This window comes from Streptomyces microflavus, from assembly GCF_014650075.1.
In the GTDB taxonomy this organism is placed as follows: domain Bacteria; phylum Actinomycetota; class Actinomycetes; order Streptomycetales; family Streptomycetaceae; genus Streptomyces; species Streptomyces microflavus.
The window spans coordinates 284,197-301,563 of record NZ_BMUG01000005.1; the positions used below are offsets into that span (position 1 = coordinate 284,197).

The 17,367-nt window shown below is 71.9% G+C and carries 19 protein-coding genes; 9 read left to right on the forward strand and 10 right to left on the reverse strand.

The genetic code is table 11. The features are described from left to right. The first annotated feature begins 22 nt into the window (after positions 1–22). The gene (locus IE264_RS16515; protein ID WP_032754386.1) at positions 23–1,210 is read left to right on the forward strand and encodes a M20 family metallopeptidase; all 1,188 of its coding nucleotides are present in this window, start codon (positions 23–25) and stop codon (positions 1,208–1,210) included. Positions 1,211–1,300: 90 nt separating this feature from the next. Here the strand turns inward: IE264_RS16515 and IE264_RS16520 are convergent, their stop codons facing one another. Next, entirely contained in the window at positions 1,301–2,314 is a 1,014-nt protein-coding gene (locus IE264_RS16520; RefSeq protein ID WP_032754388.1) for an ABC transporter substrate-binding protein, read from the reverse strand. 149 nt (positions 2,315–2,463) lie between these two features. On the opposite strand from IE264_RS16520, the gene IE264_RS16525 reads away from it, so the two are divergent. Continuing rightward, positions 2,464–3,255: an ABC transporter ATP-binding protein gene (locus IE264_RS16525; protein ID WP_015606754.1), complete on the forward strand. Its 792-nt coding sequence runs from the start codon at positions 2,464–2,466 to the stop codon at positions 3,253–3,255. A 90-nt stretch (positions 3,256–3,345) separates the two neighbouring features. On the opposite strand, the gene meaB is transcribed toward IE264_RS16525, so the two are convergent. Genes meaB through IE264_RS16540 form a run of 3 tightly spaced genes read right to left on the reverse strand, consistent with a single transcriptional unit; the run spans position 3,346 to position 8,462 of the window. Beyond that, a complete protein-coding gene (gene meaB / locus IE264_RS16530; protein ID WP_015606753.1) occupies positions 3,346–4,350 on the reverse strand; it encodes a methylmalonyl Co-A mutase-associated GTPase MeaB in 1,005 nt (334 codons plus the stop codon). 12 nt (positions 4,351–4,362) lie between these two features. Further along, positions 4,363–6,600 carry a methylmalonyl-CoA mutase gene (gene scpA / locus IE264_RS16535; protein WP_032754403.1) on the reverse strand — a complete coding sequence of 746 codons (2,238 nt, stop codon included), beginning with the start codon at positions 6,598–6,600 and terminating at the stop codon, positions 4,363–4,365. After that, a complete protein-coding gene (locus IE264_RS16540) occupies positions 6,600–8,462 on the reverse strand; it encodes a methylmalonyl-CoA mutase family protein (RefSeq protein WP_032754405.1) in 1,863 nt (620 codons plus the stop codon). The genes scpA and IE264_RS16540 overlap by 1 nt, the downstream gene beginning before the upstream one ends. A 291-nt stretch (positions 8,463–8,753) precedes the next feature. Here IE264_RS16540 and IE264_RS16545 point away from each other — a divergent pair, with 291 nt between their 5' ends. The 3 genes from IE264_RS16545 to IE264_RS16555 all read left to right on the forward strand — a co-directional run bounded on the left by IE264_RS16545 (position 8,754) and on the right by IE264_RS16555 (position 10,429). Further along, positions 8,754–9,287 carry a DUF6325 family protein gene (locus tag IE264_RS16545; RefSeq protein ID WP_032754407.1) on the forward strand — a complete coding sequence of 178 codons (534 nt, stop codon included), beginning with the start codon at positions 8,754–8,756 and terminating at the stop codon, positions 9,285–9,287. A gap of 77 nt (positions 9,288–9,364) precedes the next feature. Beyond that, positions 9,365–10,162 carry a tyrosine-protein phosphatase gene (locus tag IE264_RS16550; RefSeq protein WP_032754409.1) on the forward strand — a complete coding sequence of 266 codons (798 nt, stop codon included), beginning with the start codon at positions 9,365–9,367 and terminating at the stop codon, positions 10,160–10,162. Positions 10,163–10,267: 105 nt separating this feature from the next. Continuing rightward, positions 10,268–10,429: a hypothetical protein gene (locus IE264_RS16555; protein ID WP_190167654.1), complete on the forward strand. Its 162-nt coding sequence runs from the start codon at positions 10,268–10,270 to the stop codon at positions 10,427–10,429. A gap of 98 nt (positions 10,430–10,527) precedes the next feature. On the opposite strand, the gene IE264_RS16560 is transcribed toward IE264_RS16555, so the two are convergent. Continuing rightward, a complete protein-coding gene (locus IE264_RS16560; protein WP_032754413.1) occupies positions 10,528–11,130 on the reverse strand; it encodes a hypothetical protein in 603 nt (200 codons plus the stop codon). After that, complete coding sequence (locus IE264_RS16565) at positions 11,127–11,708, reverse strand: hypothetical protein (protein WP_015606746.1); 582 nt, start codon at positions 11,706–11,708, stop codon at positions 11,127–11,129. Before IE264_RS16565 ends, IE264_RS16560 begins: the two co-directional genes overlap by 4 nt. A 201-nt stretch (positions 11,709–11,909) precedes the next feature. Between IE264_RS16565 and IE264_RS16570 the strand changes: the two genes are divergently transcribed. Continuing rightward, complete coding sequence (locus IE264_RS16570; protein ID WP_032754416.1) at positions 11,910–12,404, forward strand: GNAT family N-acetyltransferase; 495 nt, start codon at positions 11,910–11,912, stop codon at positions 12,402–12,404. Between the two features lie 9 nt (positions 12,405–12,413). On the opposite strand, the gene IE264_RS16575 is transcribed toward IE264_RS16570, so the two are convergent. Then, entirely contained in the window at positions 12,414–12,794 is a 381-nt protein-coding gene (locus tag IE264_RS16575) for a VOC family protein (protein WP_032754417.1), read from the reverse strand. Positions 12,795–13,021: 227 nt separating this feature from the next. On the opposite strand from IE264_RS16575, the gene IE264_RS16580 reads away from it, so the two are divergent. Beyond that, a complete protein-coding gene (locus IE264_RS16580) occupies positions 13,022–13,555 on the forward strand; it encodes a DUF6328 family protein (protein ID WP_015606743.1) in 534 nt (177 codons plus the stop codon). A gap of 5 nt (positions 13,556–13,560) precedes the next feature. Here the strand turns inward: IE264_RS16580 and IE264_RS16585 are convergent, their stop codons facing one another. The 3 genes from IE264_RS16585 to IE264_RS16595 all read right to left on the reverse strand — a co-directional run bounded on the left by IE264_RS16585 (position 13,561) and on the right by IE264_RS16595 (position 15,791). Next, positions 13,561–14,385 (reverse strand): VOC family protein, encoded by an 825-nt coding sequence (locus IE264_RS16585; protein WP_015606742.1) that lies wholly within the window; start codon positions 14,383–14,385, stop codon positions 13,561–13,563. 99 nt (positions 14,386–14,484) lie between these two features. Continuing rightward, complete coding sequence (locus IE264_RS16590) at positions 14,485–15,399, reverse strand: cation diffusion facilitator family transporter (protein WP_032754418.1); 915 nt, start codon at positions 15,397–15,399, stop codon at positions 14,485–14,487. 56 nt (positions 15,400–15,455) lie between these two features. Beyond that, positions 15,456–15,791, reverse strand: coding sequence for a DUF6479 family protein (locus IE264_RS16595; protein WP_015606740.1), 336 nt, complete (start codon positions 15,789–15,791; stop codon positions 15,456–15,458). Positions 15,792–15,879: 88 nt separating this feature from the next. Between IE264_RS16595 and IE264_RS16600 the strand changes: the two genes are divergently transcribed. Both IE264_RS16600 and IE264_RS16605 read left to right on the forward strand, forming a co-directional pair. After that, a complete protein-coding gene (locus IE264_RS16600) occupies positions 15,880–16,845 on the forward strand; it encodes an LLM class F420-dependent oxidoreductase (protein WP_015606739.1) in 966 nt (321 codons plus the stop codon). An 89-nt stretch (positions 16,846–16,934) separates the two neighbouring features. After that, positions 16,935–17,324, forward strand: a complete 390-nt coding sequence (locus tag IE264_RS16605; RefSeq protein WP_015606738.1) for a hypothetical protein — start codon at positions 16,935–16,937, stop codon at positions 17,322–17,324. Positions 17,325–17,367: the final 43 nt, after the last annotated feature.

The window sequence follows — 17,367 nt, forward strand, 5'->3', positions numbered from 1 at the left end:
TCCGGAACGCCAGGAGAGACCCATGACCGTCCCCGGAACCGAACGCGCCGCGACACAGGACTGCGAGGTGGCCGACGAGCGGCTCGGCGCCCTGAGGAGCGCCGTCCGGGACACGGTCACGATCCACGCGGAAGCCCTGCTCGACCTCAGCCGGCGCATCCACGCCGACCCCGAGACCGCCTTCGAGGAACACCGGTCCGCGGCTCTATGCGCCGAACTCCTCGCCGCGCACGGCTTCGAGGTCACCGCACCCGCCCACGGCCTGGAGACGGCCTTCCGGGCCACGATCGGCTCGGGGCCCGTCACCGTCGCCATCGCCTGCGAGTACGACGCGCTCCCCGGCCTCGGCCACGCCTGCGGCCACAACCTGATCGCCGCCGCCGGGGTCGGCGCGGCACTCGGCCTCGCCCCGTACGCCGACGAACTCGGCCTGACCGTCCGGGTGATCGGCACCCCCGCCGAGGAGCGAGGGGCGGGCAAGGCGCTCCTCCTGGAGGCCGGAGCGTTCGACGGTGTGGACGCCGCGATGATGGTCCACCCCTGCCCCTTCGAGCTGGCCGACTTCCGCTCGTTCGCCCTGGGCACCCTGGACGTCACCTACACCGGCCGCTCCGCCCACCCCAGCCTCAACCCGCACGAGGGCCGCAACGCCGCCGACGCGCTCACGGTCGCCCAGGTCGCCCTGGGGCTGCTGCGCCAGCAACTGCCGTCCCAGTGGCGGGTGCACGGCATCACCACGGCGGCCGGCACCTCGCCCAACGTGATACCCGACCGAGCCACCGCCACGTACGAGATCCGCGCGCTCGCCGCCGAGGACCTGCGGGAGCTGCGGCAGCGCGTCGAGGACTGCTTCCGGGCCGGTGCGCTCGCCACGGGCTGCGAAGTGACCCTGGAACAGCCCGAGCCCGACTACCTGGACTTCCGGGGCGATGCGGAGCTGCTCCGGCTATGGACCGCCAACGCCCGCGAGCTCGGCCGCGCCGAGTCCGTCGAGCGCCCGCCCTTCGCCTGCACGGACATGGGCAACGTCTCGCACGTGGTGCCGTCCATCCACCCGGTGCTGGACATCAGCGGGGGAGCCTGCGGGCCGCACGAGCCCGGGTTCGTGGCCGCCGCGGTCTCCCCGGCGGCCGAACAGGCCCTGCTGGACGGTGCGGTGGGCATGGCGTGGACGGCGGCGGACTTCGCGGCGGCCAGACAAGCTGCCTGAACGCCCGCCCCGAAGGCCTGACCTCACCGGGCCCCGCGGCCCGGCCCGGCCCGGAGACCCGGGCCGGGCCGAACGGCGTTCCGGGTGCGACTACTTGGCGGAGAGCGCCTTGACGTAGTCCTCCATCACGACGTCGGCCGCCAGCGGCCCGCCGCGGGTGGACCACACCGAGCCGTCGACCGTCACGACCTGCTTGTTCTTGACGGCGCCGAGCTCCTTGTAGGCCGGCTTGTCCTGTACGTCCTTGAGCGCCTTGGCGCCGTCCGAGGTCAGCGTCGACAGGAACAGCCAGTCGCCGTCGATCTCGTTGATCTTCTCCAGGCTCAGCGACGGGGTGTGCGCGTTGCCGTCCTTGTTCTGGGACTTGGGCCGCTTCAGCCCCATCTCCAGCGCGACACCGCTGGCGAACTGCTTGTTCTCCATCCAGCTCGGCCCGTCCGGGTTCCAGCGGACGATGGAGACCTCGGCGCCCTTGTTGGCCCCGAGCTTCTCACCGGCGGCCTTGGCGGCGGCCTCGTGGTCGGTGATGAACTTGTTGGCCGCGTCCAGCTTGTTCACGGCGTTGCCGACACCGCGGAAGAACAGCTTCCAGTCGTCGGTCGGCGCCATCGTCACCAGCGTGGCCGGGGTGATCTCGCGGAGCTGCTTGAGCACCTGCTCGTCCTGCATGTCACCGGCGAGGATCAGGTCGGGCTTGGCGGCGACGACCTTGTCCATGACCGGCTGGAGCAGGTTGCCGACGATGTTGATGCCCTCGACCTTGTCCGCCAGGTAGGCCGGCGGCTTGTCCAGGCCCTGCCCGTTGGTGATGCCGACCGGCTTGATGTCCAGCGCGAGCACCGCGTCCAGGTCCTCCTGGGTGAGCGTCACGATGCGCTTCGGCTCCGCGGGTATCTCCACGGCCGTACCGGTGGCGTCCTTGACGGTCCGCGTCTTGGGCGAGGAGGAGTCCGCCTTGGCGGACTTCTCGCCGGACGGCTTGCTGTCGGCCGAGTCGGAGCCCCCTCCGCAGGCCGTCAGGAGCAGAACCGCTGCCCCGAGCGTGGCGACGGCCTGGGCCGCTCTTCGGGAGGCGGTGGGGACGGGGCGGTGGTGCAGGGTCATCAAGGGCTCCGGAATCAACGGGACATGAAGCGACGAGGGTCTTTCGGCAGCACGGGGGCCACCGACGACCACTCGGCGAGCTAAGGTTAGCCTTACTTTAGTGGTGTCAGGCAAGGTGATGCCCCATTTCTTCGGAAAGGCCGGTCCTCGTGGACATCCGTGTTGAACAGCTCACCGCTGGATACGCCGGTCATACCGCCGTGGACGGTGTCGATCTGACGGTCGGGTCCGGACAGGTGGTGGCGATCGTCGGCCCCAACGGCTGCGGCAAGTCGACCCTGCTGCGCTGCGTGGCCCGCCTCCACCAGCCTCGCTCGGGCAAAGTGTTCGCCGGTGACGCCGACGTCTGGCAGCTGCGCCAGCGGGACGCCGCCCACCGCATCGCCCTGCTGCCCCAGGCCCCGCAGGCCCCCGAGGCGGTGACCGTCGCCGGACTCGTACGGTACGGACGCCACCCGCACCAGGGGCTGTTCCGCCAGTGGTCGCACGAGGATGAGGAAGCCGTCACCCGCGCCCTGGAGGCGACCGGCACGACCGGCTTGGCCGACCGCCGCCTCGACCAGCTCTCCGGTGGTCAGCGCCAGCGGTGCTGGCTCGCCATGGCCCTCGCCCAGGAGACCCCGATCGTCCTGCTCGACGAGCCCACCAGCGCGCTCGACATCGGTCACGCCGTGGAGGTCCTGGACCTGGTGCGCGAGGTCGCGGCACAGGGCCGGACCATCGTCATGGTCGTCCACGACCTGGCCGGGGCCGCCCGGTACGCCGACACCCTGGTCGCCATGCGCGCCGGGCGAATTCTCGCCTCCGGGCCGCCCCGCGAGATCGTCGACGCCGACCTGGTCCGGGAGCTCTACGGCATCGAGGCCGAGATCCTCACCGCGACCTCCGACGGCGCCCCCGTCGTCGTACCGACCGTGAGCGCGCCCCCGGTCGCCGTCTGAGCCCCACCGGGCGGCACCCCCGAAACGCCGATGGGCCCCTCCGTCCAGGGGCCCATCGGTCTGTTCGTGTGCTGCTCGGCATGTGCCGGCTCAGGCAGCGCCGCCCGGCTCGTCGCCGCGGAACACGTGCAGGATCTCCTCGGCGGCGAGCGTCGCCGTCAACGTCCCCTCGCGCACCCGCTGTTCGAGCTCCGGGGCCAGCTTCCGCACCCCCGGATGGCTGCGCAGACTGTCCAGCAGCTCGTCGCGGACCATCGTCCAGGTCCAGTCCACCTGCTGGTCGCGGCGCTTGGCCGCCAGCCGGCCGGAGGATTCCAGGACCCGACGGTGCTGCTCCAGCCGCTCCCACAGCGTGTCGAGCCCGGTCGACTCCCGGGCACTGCACGTGAGCACCGGCGGGGTCCAGGCCGCGTCCACCGGGTGCATCAGCCGCAGTGCACCCGCCAGTTCGCGCGCCGCCGAGCGGGCGTCGCGCTCGTGCGGTCCGTCGGCCTTGTTCACCGCGATGGCGTCCGCCAGCTCCAGGACACCCTTCTTGATGCCCTGCAACTGGTCGCCGGTCCGGGCCAGGGTCAGCAGCAGGAACGTGTCGACCATGTTCGCCACGGCCGTCTCCGACTGCCCGACGCCCACCGTCTCCACGAGCACCACGTCGTACCCCGCCGCCTCCATCACCACGATGGACTCCCGGGTCGCCTTCGCCACCCCGCCCAGCGTGCCCGCCGTGGGGGAGGGGCGGACGAACGCGGCCGGGTCGACGGCGAGGCGTTCCATCCGGGTCTTGTCGCCCAGGATGGAACCGCCCGTACGGCTGGAGGACGGGTCGACGGCGAGCACCGCCACCCGGTGCCCGAGGCCGGTGAGCATCGTGCCGAGCGCGTCGATGAAGGTGGACTTGCCCACCCCCGGCACCCCGCTGATCCCGATCCGCCGGGCCTTCCCGGCATGCGGCAGCAGCTGGCTCAGCAACTGCTGTGCCAGCACCCGGTGTTCGGCGCGCGTCGACTCGACGAGCGTGATGGCGCGCGCCACGAACGCCCGCCTGCCGTCGAGCACTCCCTGCACATAACTGTCGATGTCGATCTTGGCGGCCATCCGGTCAGCGGCTCACAGCTCGTGGCCGAGCGCGGCGGCGAGCCGCGTCACCAGATCGTGGGCCGCGTCCGGGATCACCGTCCCCGGCGGGAAGACCGAGGCCGCGCCCGCCTCGTGCAGAGCCTCGATGTCCTGCGGCGGAATCACCCCGCCCACCACGATCATGATGTCCTCGCGCCCCTCGGCGGCCAGCTCCTCGCGCAGCGCCGGCACCAGGGTCAGATGCCCGGCCGCCAGCGAGGAGACGCCCACGATGTGCACGTCCGCCTCGACGGCCTGCCGCGCCACCTCGCCCGGCGTCTGGAACAGCGGGCCCACGTCCACGTCGAAGCCCAGGTCGGCGAAGGCCGTGGCGATCACCTTCTGGCCCCGGTCGTGGCCGTCCTGGCCCATCTTGGCGACCAGGATGCGCGGACGGCGGCCCTCCGCCTCCTCGAACGCGTCGACCAGCGCGCGGGTGCGGTCCACCGAAGGGGAATCCCCTGCCTCTTTGCGGTACACACCGGAGATCGTACGGATCTGCCCGGCGTGCCGTCCGTACACCTTCTCCAGCGCGTCCGAGATCTCCCCGACCGTGGCCATCGCCCGCGCCGCGTCGACCGCCAGCGCCAGCAGGTTGCCCTCAAGACCCGGGCCCGGGGCGCGCTCGGCGGCAGCCGTCAGCGCCCGCAGCGCCTCCTGGCACGCCACCTCGTCGCGCTCCTCGCGCAGCCGCCGCAGCTTCTCGATCTGCTGGGTGCGCACCGAGGAGTTGTCGACCTTGAGCACGTCGATCTTCTCGTCGGTCTCCACCCGGTACTTGTTCACCCCGATCACCGGCTGCCGCCCGGAGTCGATCCGCGCCTGTGTACGGGCGGCCGCCTCCTCCACCCGGAGTTTGGGGATGCCCGCGTCGATGGCCTTCGCCATCCCGCCGGCCGCCTCGACCTCCTCGATGTGCTGCCAGGCCCGGTCCGCCAGATCGCGGGTCAGCTTCTCCACGTACGCGCTGCCGCCCCACGGGTCGATGACCCGGCAGGTCCCGGACTCCTGCTGGAGCAGGAGCTGGGTGTTACGGGCGATCCGCGCCGAGAAGTCGGTGGGCAGGGCCAGCGCCTCGTCCAGCGCGTTGGTGTGCAGCGACTGGGTGTGCCCCTGCGTCGCGGCCATCGCCTCCACACACGTACGCGTCACGTTGTTGAACACGTCCTGCGCGGTCAGCGACCAGCCCGAGGTCTGCGAATGGGTGCGCAGGGAAAGGGACTTGGCGTTCTTCGGGTCGAACTGCTCGACCAGCCGGGCCCAGAGCAGCCGGGCCGCCCGCAACTTGGCGACCTCCATGAAGAAGTTCATGCCGATCGCCCAGAAGAACGACAGCCGGGGCGCGAACGCGTCGACGTCCAGGCCCGCTTCACGCCCGGCGCGCAGGTACTCCACCCCGTCGGCCAGCGTGTACGCCAGCTCCAGATCGGCCGTCGCACCCGCCTCCTGGATGTGATAGCCGGAGATCGAGATGGAGTTGTAGCGCGGCATCTTCTGCGAGGTGAACGCGAAGATGTCGGAGATGATCCGCATCGACGGGGTCGGCGGATAGATGTAGGTGTTGCGGACCATGAACTCCTTCAGAATGTCGTTCTGAATGGTCCCGGCCAGCTTCTCCGGCGGTACGCCCTGCTCCTCGGCGGCCACGATGTACAGCGCCAGTACCGGGAGTACCGCGCCGTTCATCGTCATCGACACCGACATCCGGTCCAGCGGAATGCCGTCGAACAGCTGACGCATGTCGTAGATCGAGTCGATCGCCACCCCGGCCATACCGACATCGCCGGTCACCCGCGGGTGGTCGCTGTCGTACCCCCGGTGGGTCGGCAGGTCGAAGGCGACGGAGAGACCCTTCTGCCCGGCCGCGAGGTTGCGCCGGTAGAAGGCGTTGGACTCCTCGGCCGTGGAGAACCCGGCGTACTGACGGATCGTCCAGGGCTGGTTGACGTACATCGTCGGGTAGGGCCCGCGCAGGTACGGGGCGATGCCCGGGTAACTGTGCAGCGCGTCCAGACCCTCCAGGTCCTCGCCGGTGTAGAGCGGCTTGACCGCGATGCCCTCGGGGGTCTCCCAGAGCGGGGCCTCGGTCCCGTCGGCCGCCTTGGCCACGGCCGCCTGCCACTCCTCGGCGGAACCGGCCGGGGGAGCGGGGGACTCCAGCGCGACCTCGGAGAAGTCGGGAACGGAGGATTTCCCGGTGGATTTCTGTTCCGTGGGCGATGTCTGCATCACGCCACTCCCATGCGGTCGAGTACGGAGGTGAGAACGGCGACCGTGTCGCAGCCGGCGAAGACGTAGGAGTCGACACCGGCGTACTCGCCGGGGCGTCCGGCCAGGAACACCTGGGCCGCGCCCGCCGACTTCAGCGCCCCGGCCACCTCGTCCGCCTGCTCGGCGTACAGGGCGTCCGACGAACAGATACAGGCGACGTCCGCACCGGATGCGGTCAGGGCCTCGCCCGCAGTCGACGTGTCCACCGACACCGGCTGGTGCACTGCCTCGATCCCGCCCGCCCCGAAGAGGTTGACGGCGAACGAGACCCGCGCGGTGTGCGCGGCGGCCGGTCCCAGCGCGGCGATGAACACCTTGGGCCGCTCGCCGGTCGCCGCGAGGTGTGCGTCCGACCGGGCGCGCAGCGCCTCGAACGCCTCGTCGCGCCGGACCCGGGGCAGCCCGCCCGGAGCACCGGCGTACGGATCGGGCGAAGGCTCGCGCTCCACCGGCCGTTCGGACGGCATCGGGAACTCGCTGACCCCGGTGATGGGCTCCTTGCGGCGGGCCAGCTTCGCGCTGCGCGCCGCCCAGGTGGCGGCGAGCCGCTCCGCGACCATCCCCGAGCGCAGGGCCGCGGGCAGTCCGCCCGCCCGCTCGGTCTCCTGGAAGAACGCCCAAGCGGCCGCCGCGAGTTCGTCGGTGAGCCGCTCCACGTACCAGGAGCCGCCCGCCGGGTCGATGACCCGGGCCAGATGCGACTCCTCCATCAGGATCGTGGAGGTGTTACGGGCGATGCGCCGGGCGAACGCGTCGGGCAGCCCCAGCGCGTGATCGAACGGCAGAACCGTGACGGAGTCGGCGCCGCCGACCCCCGCGCCCAGCGTGGCCAGCGTGGTCCGCAGCATGTTCACCCACGGGTCGCGGCGCGTCATCATCACCGGTGAGGTCACGGCGTGCTGGCGCTGGCCGCCCGCCCCGGGAGCCCCCGCCACCTCGGCGACCCGCGCCCACAGTCGGCGCGCGGCCCGCAGCTTCGCGATCGTCAGGAACTGGTCGGCGGTGGCCGCGTAACGGAACTCCAGCTGCGCGCAGGCCTCCTCCACACCGAGACCGGCCGCCGTCAGCGCCCGCAGATAGGCGACGCCGGTCGCCAGGGAGAGCCCCAGCTCCTCGGCGGCCGAACCGCCGGCCTCGTGGTACGGCAGCGCGTCCACGGCGATCGCCCGCACCCCCGGGTACTCCGCTCCGCAGACCCGGGCCCAGTGGACGGCGGCGGTGAGGTCCGCCTCGATGCCGGTCCTGGCCTCGTGGCCGAGCGGGTCGGCGCCCAGCGTGCCCCGGGCCTCGCCCTTGGCGACGCCGCGTTCCTCGTACAGCCGCAGCAGCTCGGTGGCGGCGGCGTCCAGGTCGGCCGGGGCGTCGAGGACGAGGGGCGCCAGGTCGAGGTAGACGCCGTCCAGCGCACGGGCGAGCGAGCCCACGGGGATGCCCGCCGGGCCGCCCACGGCGAGCCAGAGCGAGGTGACCCCGTTCTCCAGGTCGCCGAGGACCGCCTCGTTGAGCCGGACGGGGTCGCTCAGGGCATGGCGCTGGCGCACGTCCCAGCCGCCCGCCGCGTTCCCCTCGGCCCTGCTGCCCCGGGTGAAGGGCGCGAAGCCGGGGAAACCGGTGTCCGGCGAGGTGTCGTGTGCGGTGTAGAGGGGCCGGGTGGTGAGCCCGTCCTCCAATGTGGTGGACAGCGCTTCCTCGGCGGCCGAGCCCGAGACTTCCTTGCCCGACTTGCGCAGAACGCCTTCGACGAGGCTCTGCCACTGGTCATGGGAGGGGTCGGGGAACACGGCGGCCGGAGAGAGCCCGTCAGCAGGCTGGACCGTCATGCTCAGATGCTAGGCCAGCACGGGGAATGCGCAGCAGGGGCACGTGCTGTGACCTTGCCCTCTCCGGTGTGCACTTGATCCTTTACTTACCGTGGCGTTACCGGCCCGACGTCTGCGCGCAATCGAGGACCGGATCGAGCCGGGCGCAACACGGCCATGGCCGACAACGGGGTGAATTCGGAGGTTGATGCATATTATGTGCGCAGTTTTCCGATTTCTTATGCAATCCCTGGAATGCCCGTATCCACCCCGGAGCCCTCGCGGCCGCCGGGATGCGGAGAGGACGCGACCGTGGCCGTCGGACCTGTGGAACACCTCGTCATCGCCTTTCCCGGCAGCGGCTTCACCGGGGCCGTCGTGCCCGTCCTCGCCGATGCCGTGACCTCCGGCGCCGTACGCGCCCGCGATCTGGCCTTCGTCCGCCGTGCCGAGGGTGGCGGACTGGCCCCGGTGGAGCTGGTCGAGCTGGACCCGGAGGGGGCCGTGCCCGTCGACACGGCGGAGGGCGGGGCGGCCGTGGCACTGGGTGCCGGGGACATCGAGGTGCTGGAACGGACCGTGCCGCAGGGAGTGACGGTCGCCCTCGTCGTCCGGGAGGACCTGTGGACCTCGCAGCTCGCCCGCACCTTCCGGGAGGCGGGCGGCACGTTCGTCGGCCATGAGCGCTTCGGTGCGGCGGAGTCTGCCGCGACCGGTGAGGAAGGCGAGGCCGGGGAGGGGGACGACATCATCACCCGGCTGGAGCGGCTCGCCGAGCTGTGGCGACGGGATGTGCTCACGGACGCCGAGTTCGCGGAGCAGAAGGCGAATCTCCTCGCGGACTGAGTTCCGGCCGATGGGCCGGCGGGCCGTTGGGCCGGTGGGCCCCCAGGCGTTCTCATCAGGGAAAGAGGCAGTTCATCGTGCAGACCGCCCGGACCGTTCCGGCCGCCACCGTTGTCAACCTGCGCGACCTGGGCGGCATCGCCCTGGGCCGTGGCCACCGGGTGCGGCAGGGGGTCCTGTTCCGCTCGGGGCAGCTGAGCGAGCTCGACCCGGACCGCGACCGGGCGGTGGCCGCGCTCGGTATCCGTACGGTCGTCGACCTGCGCACCGCGGACGAACGGCAGTGGGCCCCTGACCGGCTCCCGGACCGGGCCCGGCTCTTCGTCGCCGACGTCCTCGGCGACCACCCCGGTGTGGCGCCGGCCCGGCTCAAGGCGCTGCTCGCCGATCCGGACGAGGCGGAACGCATGCTGGGCGGCGGCCGGGCCGAGGAACTGTTCGCCGAGACCTACCGCAAGATGGTGCTCTCGCCCGGCGCCGCGGCCGCATACCGGGCCTTCCTGGAGACCGCCGCCGACCCCGGTGCACGGCCGGTGCTCTTCCACTGCACGGCGGGCAAGGACCGTACCGGCTGGGCGGCGGCCGTCCTGCTGATGATCCTGGGGGCGTCGCGGGAGACCGTACGGTCGGACTTCCTCGCGGTGAACCCCGCCGTACGGGCCGCCTTCGCCCCGTACGTCCAGAAGTTCCTCGACGGCGGCGGCGATCCGGCGGTCGCGGCGGCCATCGTGGAGGTCCGCCCCCGCTACCTCGAAGTGGCGCTCGACGCGATGGACGAGCGGTGGGGCGGCCTCGACGGTTACGTACGCACCGGGCTGCGCATCCCTGAAACCGCGCTGGACCGGCTGCGCGAGGGACTGGTGATCTCCGGCTGAGCCGCCGTGCCGTACGGAACGGGACGGTCCTCCGGTGTGACATGGATACCCCTAGGGGGTATGTTGGCGTTGTCGGAAACCACCGTCGTCCGCTGGGGGACAGCCATGAACACCGGACTGAGAATCGCGGCCTTCGCCGCCGCGGTCGCCGCCGTCTTCGCCATCGCCTTCGGCGTGGGCAGGGTGGCGGGGCCGGACCCGGAGCCCACTCCCGGGCCCGCGACCCATCAGCCCGCCACCCACCAGGGGGAGACCCACGGAGGGTGAGCGCCGTGAGCATCCGGGCCGCACACCGCAAGGGCCGGTCCCACCGGTACGTACCCGGTGGGACCGGCCCTTGCGGCTGTGCGTCGTGCGGTCACCGCTCAGAGGCGCACGAGGCGTTCCGTCAGATCGCGGTACTGCTGGAGGGCGATCCGCAGATCCTCCGTCCCCGCCTCGGAGTGTTCGCCGTCGCGGTCGGCACGCAGCAGGCGCGACCGGTCGGCGAGGGCCTTGGTGAGCCCGGCGACGACCTCGTCGAAGGTCGCGTCGGCCTCCTGCACCGCCTGGCGCGGGCTCTCCACGAAAGCGGCCACCGCCTGGTGGATACGGGCGTCGAACTTCTCCCGCTCCTCCGGGGCGAACAACGGCCGGCCGTTCGACTTCGCCGGGTCCTTGTCACCGCGGGAGGCCGCCGTGCGACCGGTCTCCCCGCGGTCGGTGGCGCCCGTCGTCCGGCCGGTGTCCCGGTCCCCGTGGGTACGGGCGGGGTCGGCGTGCGTCTTGTCGGCCGCCGGGACGGACGCGCCGGTGGCGGCGCCGGTCGTCGGCGGCGAGCCGGACGGCTTGGCGGCCGTCGGCGGTACGGGCGTGCCGAGCGCGTTGCCGGGAGGCGTCACGGGCGGGACGCGCTCGGCCCCGGTCGACGGTGCGGCCCTGTTCGACGTGGAGCCGGTGTTCCCGGTGCTGTCAGGAGTCTGCGTCATGATGTGCCCCGTCCCTCGGTGAGCTGTCGGTTGCTGTGGTCGCGTGTCGCCGGGCCGTCCGCGAGGAGGGCGTCGAAGAGGCCGCGGGCCTCCACGAAGGCTTCGCGCATCTCCTCGGTGCCGGTGCCGTCGCTCCGCGCGGTGTGCACCCTGCGGTAGCCGTCGACATGGCGGGCGTGATGGACGGAGAGCGCGTCGGTGCGCTCCTCGAAGCTCCCGCCGGCCGGGAAGCCCCGGTCGCGGGAGAGGTCGGCCAGCAGTGCGTCGGCCTCGTTGAGCGCCTGCTGCGGCGACTCGACGAACAGCTCCTGGGTGCGGGCCCAGCGGGCGGTGTAATCCGCGCGGGCCGCCTCGGTCAGCGGTCGCTTCTCCAGGTCTCCGTGGAGCTTCACCCGCTCACCGAGCTCGTGCTCGGCCGCCTTGGTGTCGCCGCCGTGCCGGGCGACCACCCGGTCGTACTCGGGGCCGAAGCGGCCCCGCAGCCCCCGGCCGCCGCCCGAAGCGCCGCGGACCAGGAAGAAGTAGACGGCGGCGGCCGCCACGAGGGCCACGGCGATGATGATGATCACTGTTGTCACGGCTACCACCCCCACCGCTCATCGGCCGGTACGCAGCTCTGTTGTCGCACAGTGGTCAACCCCTTTCGGTCCGGGCCCGGCGGAACGACCACCGGGCGGCGTGCAGGAGTCCGTGTACCCCCGAACGGCCGTTCATGCGGACATGGCCCGTCGGAGTGGTCCGTGTGCTGTGCATGTGCCGCCGTACGTAATACTCGACGCATGAGATCAGGCGTTACGCACCCCGGGCGCGGCCCGCTCCGCCCGGACCCCCTGGTCCGCCGGGCCACGGCGCGTGACGCCCGCCGGCTCACCCGGCTGGTCCGGACGTCACGCGCCTACGAGGGCCCGTACGCCCCGATGGTCGCCGGCTACCGCATCGGACCGGACTACATCGAGACGCACCGGGTCTTCGCCGCCGCCGACCGCGGTGACGACCGGGTCCTCGGCTTCTACTCGCTGATCCTCCGGCCGCCCGAGCTCGACCTGATGTTCGTCGCCGACGAGGCGCAGGGGCTCGGCATCGGGCGGCTGCTCATCGGTCACCTCCGCGAGGAGGCCCGGCGGGCGGGCCTGACCGGTGTCCGGATCGTGGCGCACCCGCCCGCCGAGGGTTTCTACCGAGGTGTGGGCGCCGAACCCACCGGCACGGTCCGTGCGAACCCGCCCGCGGTCATGTGGGACCGCCCCGAGCTCCTGCTCCCGGTCGGGCGCTGAACGCCGCGCTCAGCCGCCGTAGGGGCGGGTGATGAGCTCCATGCCGTGACCGCTCGGATCGGGGAAGTAGACGCCCCGGCCCCCGTCGTTGTGGTTGATCTCGCCGGGGAGCTTCAGATGCGGATCGGCGTAGTACGCGATCCCCAGCTCCCGGAGCCTGCCGAACGCCGCGTCGAACTCCGCCTCCGAGATGAGGAAGGCGTAGTGCTGCGGGGTGATCGACGTTTCGGGAATCGTCGCGAAGTCCAGCGTGACGCCGTTCGCGAGGACGACGGGGATGAACGGGCCCCACTCCGGTCCGATCTCCAGGCCCAGCAGATCCGCCAGGAACTCGGCGGACTCGCGGTTGTCGCGGGAATGAATGATGGTGTGGTTCAACTCGACCGACACGGTGGAATGCCTCCAGCGGGCATCTCACGGGCTACCTCCACGCCTCACCCGGACGGTGACCGACGCGCGATGCCGTGGGAGTGATCCTAAGCGAACGGTGTGATGCGGTCGAGCGAGAAGTACGGGCCGTGCCCGTGGGATTGAGCCGGTGGGGCCGGGGCACCTGTAGTCCCGGATCGAACGGGTGTATCAGTGCTCCCGGTCGCGTCGAGTCGAGGAGAGTGCCCGTGTCAACGACCAATGGCAGAGGCCGCGAGGAGACCGAGGAGGAGCGGGCGGACCGGCAGTGGTCCGAACTGCTCCAGGAACTGCGCGTCGCCCAGACCGGGGTGCAGATCCTCTTCGGCTTCCTCCTCGCCGTGGTGTTCCAGCCGAGGTTCGCCGACCTCTCGGAGGTGGACCGCGACATCTACGTCGTCACGGTGGTGCTCGGCTCGGCGACCGTGGCCGCGCTCATCGGCCCCGTCACCTACCACCGGCTGCTCACCGGCCGCCGGATGAAGCCCGAGACGGTCATCTGGGCCTCGCGCATGACCGTGGTCGGGCTGGTGCTGCTGTTCTTCACGATGTGCTCGACCCTGCTGCTGATCATGCGGGTCGCCCTCCACAACACCTTCGCCCTCTGGCTGGTCGGCGGGATAGCGCTGTGGTTCCTGGCCTGCTGGTTCGTCTTCCCCCTCTGGGCACTGGCCCGGGGCCGCTCCGGACCGAGCACGGACGAGCCGCGCGAAAGTGACTCGTCCGCCGGCGCGCGGGACTGAGCGGCTCAGCCCTCCGCGCCCACCGGGCTGCGCACGTCGGTCACCGTGAACAGCGCGCCGTCGGGGTCCCGCAGGGTGGCCTCCCCGCCGCCGAGGACGGCCCGTTCCTCGATGAGGGAGCCACCCTGCCGTTCGGCCTCCGCGACGGTCGCGGGGACGTCCTCCACCGGGAACTGCACCTGCCAGTGCGGCCGCACCAGCGGATCGACGGCCGCCTCCACCGCCCCGGAGCTGATCCGGGCCAGCGGCCGCCCCTCGCACCGCACGATGACCTCGTCACCCTCGTACGCGACGTCGCAGCATCCGGGGCGTCCGCTCGCCCAGTCGAGTACCTCGCCGTAGAAGATCGCCGCGTCGAAGGCGTTACGGGTCCGAAGCCGCAGCCAGGCGTGCGCGTGGTCGTCGGGGGCCGGCGGCGAGGTGGCGGGCTCGGTGCGCTCCCAGAGGCCGAACGAGGCTCCCTCGCGGTCCGAGGCCAGTACGCCACGCCCCTTGCCGAGCGTCAGCGGCCCCACCGCCACCGTTCCGCTGCGCTCCCGGACCCGGGCGGCGGCCACGTCCGCGTCCGCCACCGCGAAGTACGGCGTCCAGGCCACCGCGACCTGGTACGCGGTCGACACGGCGAAGATCCCGGCCACCGGAATGTCGTTGCGGCGCGCCACGGAGAACTCGGCGCCGAGGTGCCCCGGGCGGAACGACCAGCCCAGGACCCCGGCGTAGAACCGCTGGGCGGCCTGGAGATCCCGGGTCATCAGCGTGACCCAGCACGGGGCCGCCGGGCCCGTCAGGGGCGCCGCGGAGGGAGCTCTGCGGGGATCGCTTCCGGTCATGGTCCACTGCCTTCTCGCGGGTGTGCGGCGCAGGGGCGGCCGCTGCGGTCCAGCACCCACCCTCGGCCGACCCGCGCGGGCGCGCAACGCGGGCCGCGCTCACAGACCGATGCGCGGCGGGGCGTTCGTGATGTCCAGGAAGACCTGGTCGGCCTGCGGCCACCGCTCGCACATGGCCTGCCGGATGCGCATCGAGACCTCCTCCACCCGCTCGCTGTCGATACCGGGAGCCAGGTCGATCCGGGCCGCCACCAGGACGGAGTGCATGCCCAGGCGCATGGTGAGGAGTTCGGCGACGTTGTCGATCTCGCTCTGGCGCATCAGGAAGCCCACGAGTTCGCGGTGCAGCTCCGGATCGACGGACTCCCCGATCAGCTGGTCCCGGGCGTTCCGGCCGAGCCGGAAGGCGACGTAGACCAGGAGCAGCCCGATACCCAGGGAGGCGCCCGCCTCCCAGACCACGCTTCCGGTGGCCAGGTGCAGGGACATGCCCGCGATGGCCAGGCCGACGCCGAGCACCGCCGTGCTGTCCTCCGCGATGACCGTCCGCAGCGCCGGGTCGATGGCCGCGCCCTTCTTGCCCCGCGCCTGGTGCAGGGCCCGGGCCAGCGACGTGCTCTCCGCGACGAGCGCGACGCCGAGCACGATCAGCCCGGCGGTGTAGCCGGTGGGGGACTCGTCGTCGTCGCGCCGCAGTGCGTGGAGCCCCTGGTAGAACGAGAAACAGCCGCCCATCACGAAGATGCCGACCGCCGCGAGGAGCGCCCAGAAGTAGCGTTCCTTGCCGTAGCCGAACGGGTGACGGGCATCGGCGGGGAGGCGGCTGCGCCGGAGGGCGGCGAGCAGGAAGATCTCGTTGAGGCTGTCGGCGACCGAGTGGGCCGCCTCGGACAGCAGCGCGGGCGAGCCGGAGATCAGCCCGCCCACGGTCTTGGCCGCCGCGATCACCAGGTTGGCCGCGAGCGCGACCAGAACGGTGAGGCGGGTCTGTCGGTCGGCGGCCGACCGGCTCATCACAACCTCCGGTGACGAGGGGGCCGGCGGACCCGCCCCCTGATGGGGGGGGCGGGTCAGCTGCGCGGGGGGTCCGTGTCGGGCGGGATCGGCTCGTTGCCGTGGTCGTTCAGTTCGTACGGGGACAGGGAGTGACCGTCCTCGGGAAACCTGCCCGTGGAGTGCGGGTCGCTCCGGTCGATATGGGTGCGCTCCTCCGGCCTGCTCGGCTGCTCGTCGGGGAGCGGCGGCGGCAGTTCGGTGTCCTTCTTCCGCTTGCCGAGCAGAAAACCGCCGATCAGCAGACCCACCACGGCGAGCGCGGCGATGGGGAAGAGGACGGCCGCCAGCGCGCCCGTCCCGTCGGCGAGTGGGGCGGCCAGTGACTGCATGGCTCCGTTCGATACGTCCATGGTTGCCGCATACCCCGGAGGGAGGGAGTCAGTCGGCTGTTCACATCAATTCATGTTTTATGAGTATCTCAGGGGAAAAGCGTTTCGCATGGTGCGAATCGGCTACACGATGATGACCGAACAGACCGGACCGCGAGAGCTCGTACGGGACGTGGTGGCCGCGGAAAAGGCGGGATTCGACTTCTCCGTCACCTCCGACCACTACTTTCCCTGGCTCCAGGAGCAGGGCCACGCCCCGTACGCCTGGGCGGTGCTCGGCGCGGCGGCACAGGCGACCGAGCACATTGGCCTGATGACGTACGTGACCTGTCCGACCACCCGCTACCACCCCGCCGTCGTCGCCCAGAAGGCCGCGACACTCCAGATCCTCGCCGAGGGCCGGTTCCGGCTCGGCCTCGGCTCCGGCGAGAACCTCAACGAACACGTCGTCGGCGGGGGCTGGCCGGCCGCCCACGTACGGCTGGAGATGCTCGAAGAGGCCGTGGAGATCATCGGCGCCCTCTTCGACGGCGGCGACGTCAGCCATCACGGCACCCACTTCGACGTCGAGAACGCCCGGCTGTGGGACCTGCCCGGGACCCGGGTGCCGATCGGCGTCGCGGTCTCCGGCCCGGCCTCCTGCGCCCTCGCGGGCCGCAGCGCCGACCTGGTGATCGCGACCGAGGCGAAGAGCGACCTGCTTGACGGCTTCGACCGGCACGGAGGCACCGGGAAGCCCCGGGTGGGCCAGCTGCCCGTCTGCTACGACCCCGACCGGGACGCAGCCGTGGCCCGCGCCCACGAACAGTTCCGCTGGTCGGTCGGCGGCTGGAAGGTCAACTCCGAACTCCCCGGGCCCGCGAGTTTCGCCCAGGCGACCGAGCTCGTCCGCCCCGAGGACGTCGCGTCGGCGATCCCGTGCGGGCAGGACGTCGAGGAGTTCACCGACGCGGTGCGCGCCTACAGCGAGGCGGGATTCACCGAGATCGCACTGGTCCAGGTGGGCGGGGAACACCAGCAGTCCTTCATCTCGTGGGCGGAGAAGACCCTCCTGCCCGCTCTGCGCGAGCTGTAGCCCTCTTCGGCCCTCCCGTGTCGCCGTCGGCCCGATGCGGGGTCAGCCTGGAGTGGACCCGAAGGCCGACACCCGACGGAAGGAACCCCGTGAACAGCACCCCCGAACGAAGCGGCGACGACTCCACGGCCGGCCAGGAGGTACTGGTGTCGCTGAGCCGGTGCGACCTCGCGGACGCGCGGAGCGTGTTCGGCGTGCTCGGCAGCGCCTTCGACTCCGACCGGGACGCGGGCGACGAACCCGAGGCGACGAGCGGCCCCCGCCCGACCGTCTGGGTCACCACCGTCGACGTCTCCGAGCCGAAGGCGCCCGCCGAACCCGTGACGCTCTCCGCCCCGGTCACGGTGGACGCCCAGGGCGGCTACTGGGCCGTCGACCGGCTGCGTGACCACCTCACCGGCGCGTTCGCCGTGCGCGTCGTCGGCACCGCTGCGGGGGACCAGGAGCAGGAGGTCAGGCTCCGTCTGGAGAACCGCTGACACGCCCTCGTCGCCCCGGCAGGCCCCGTAGTGAAAGGTGTTT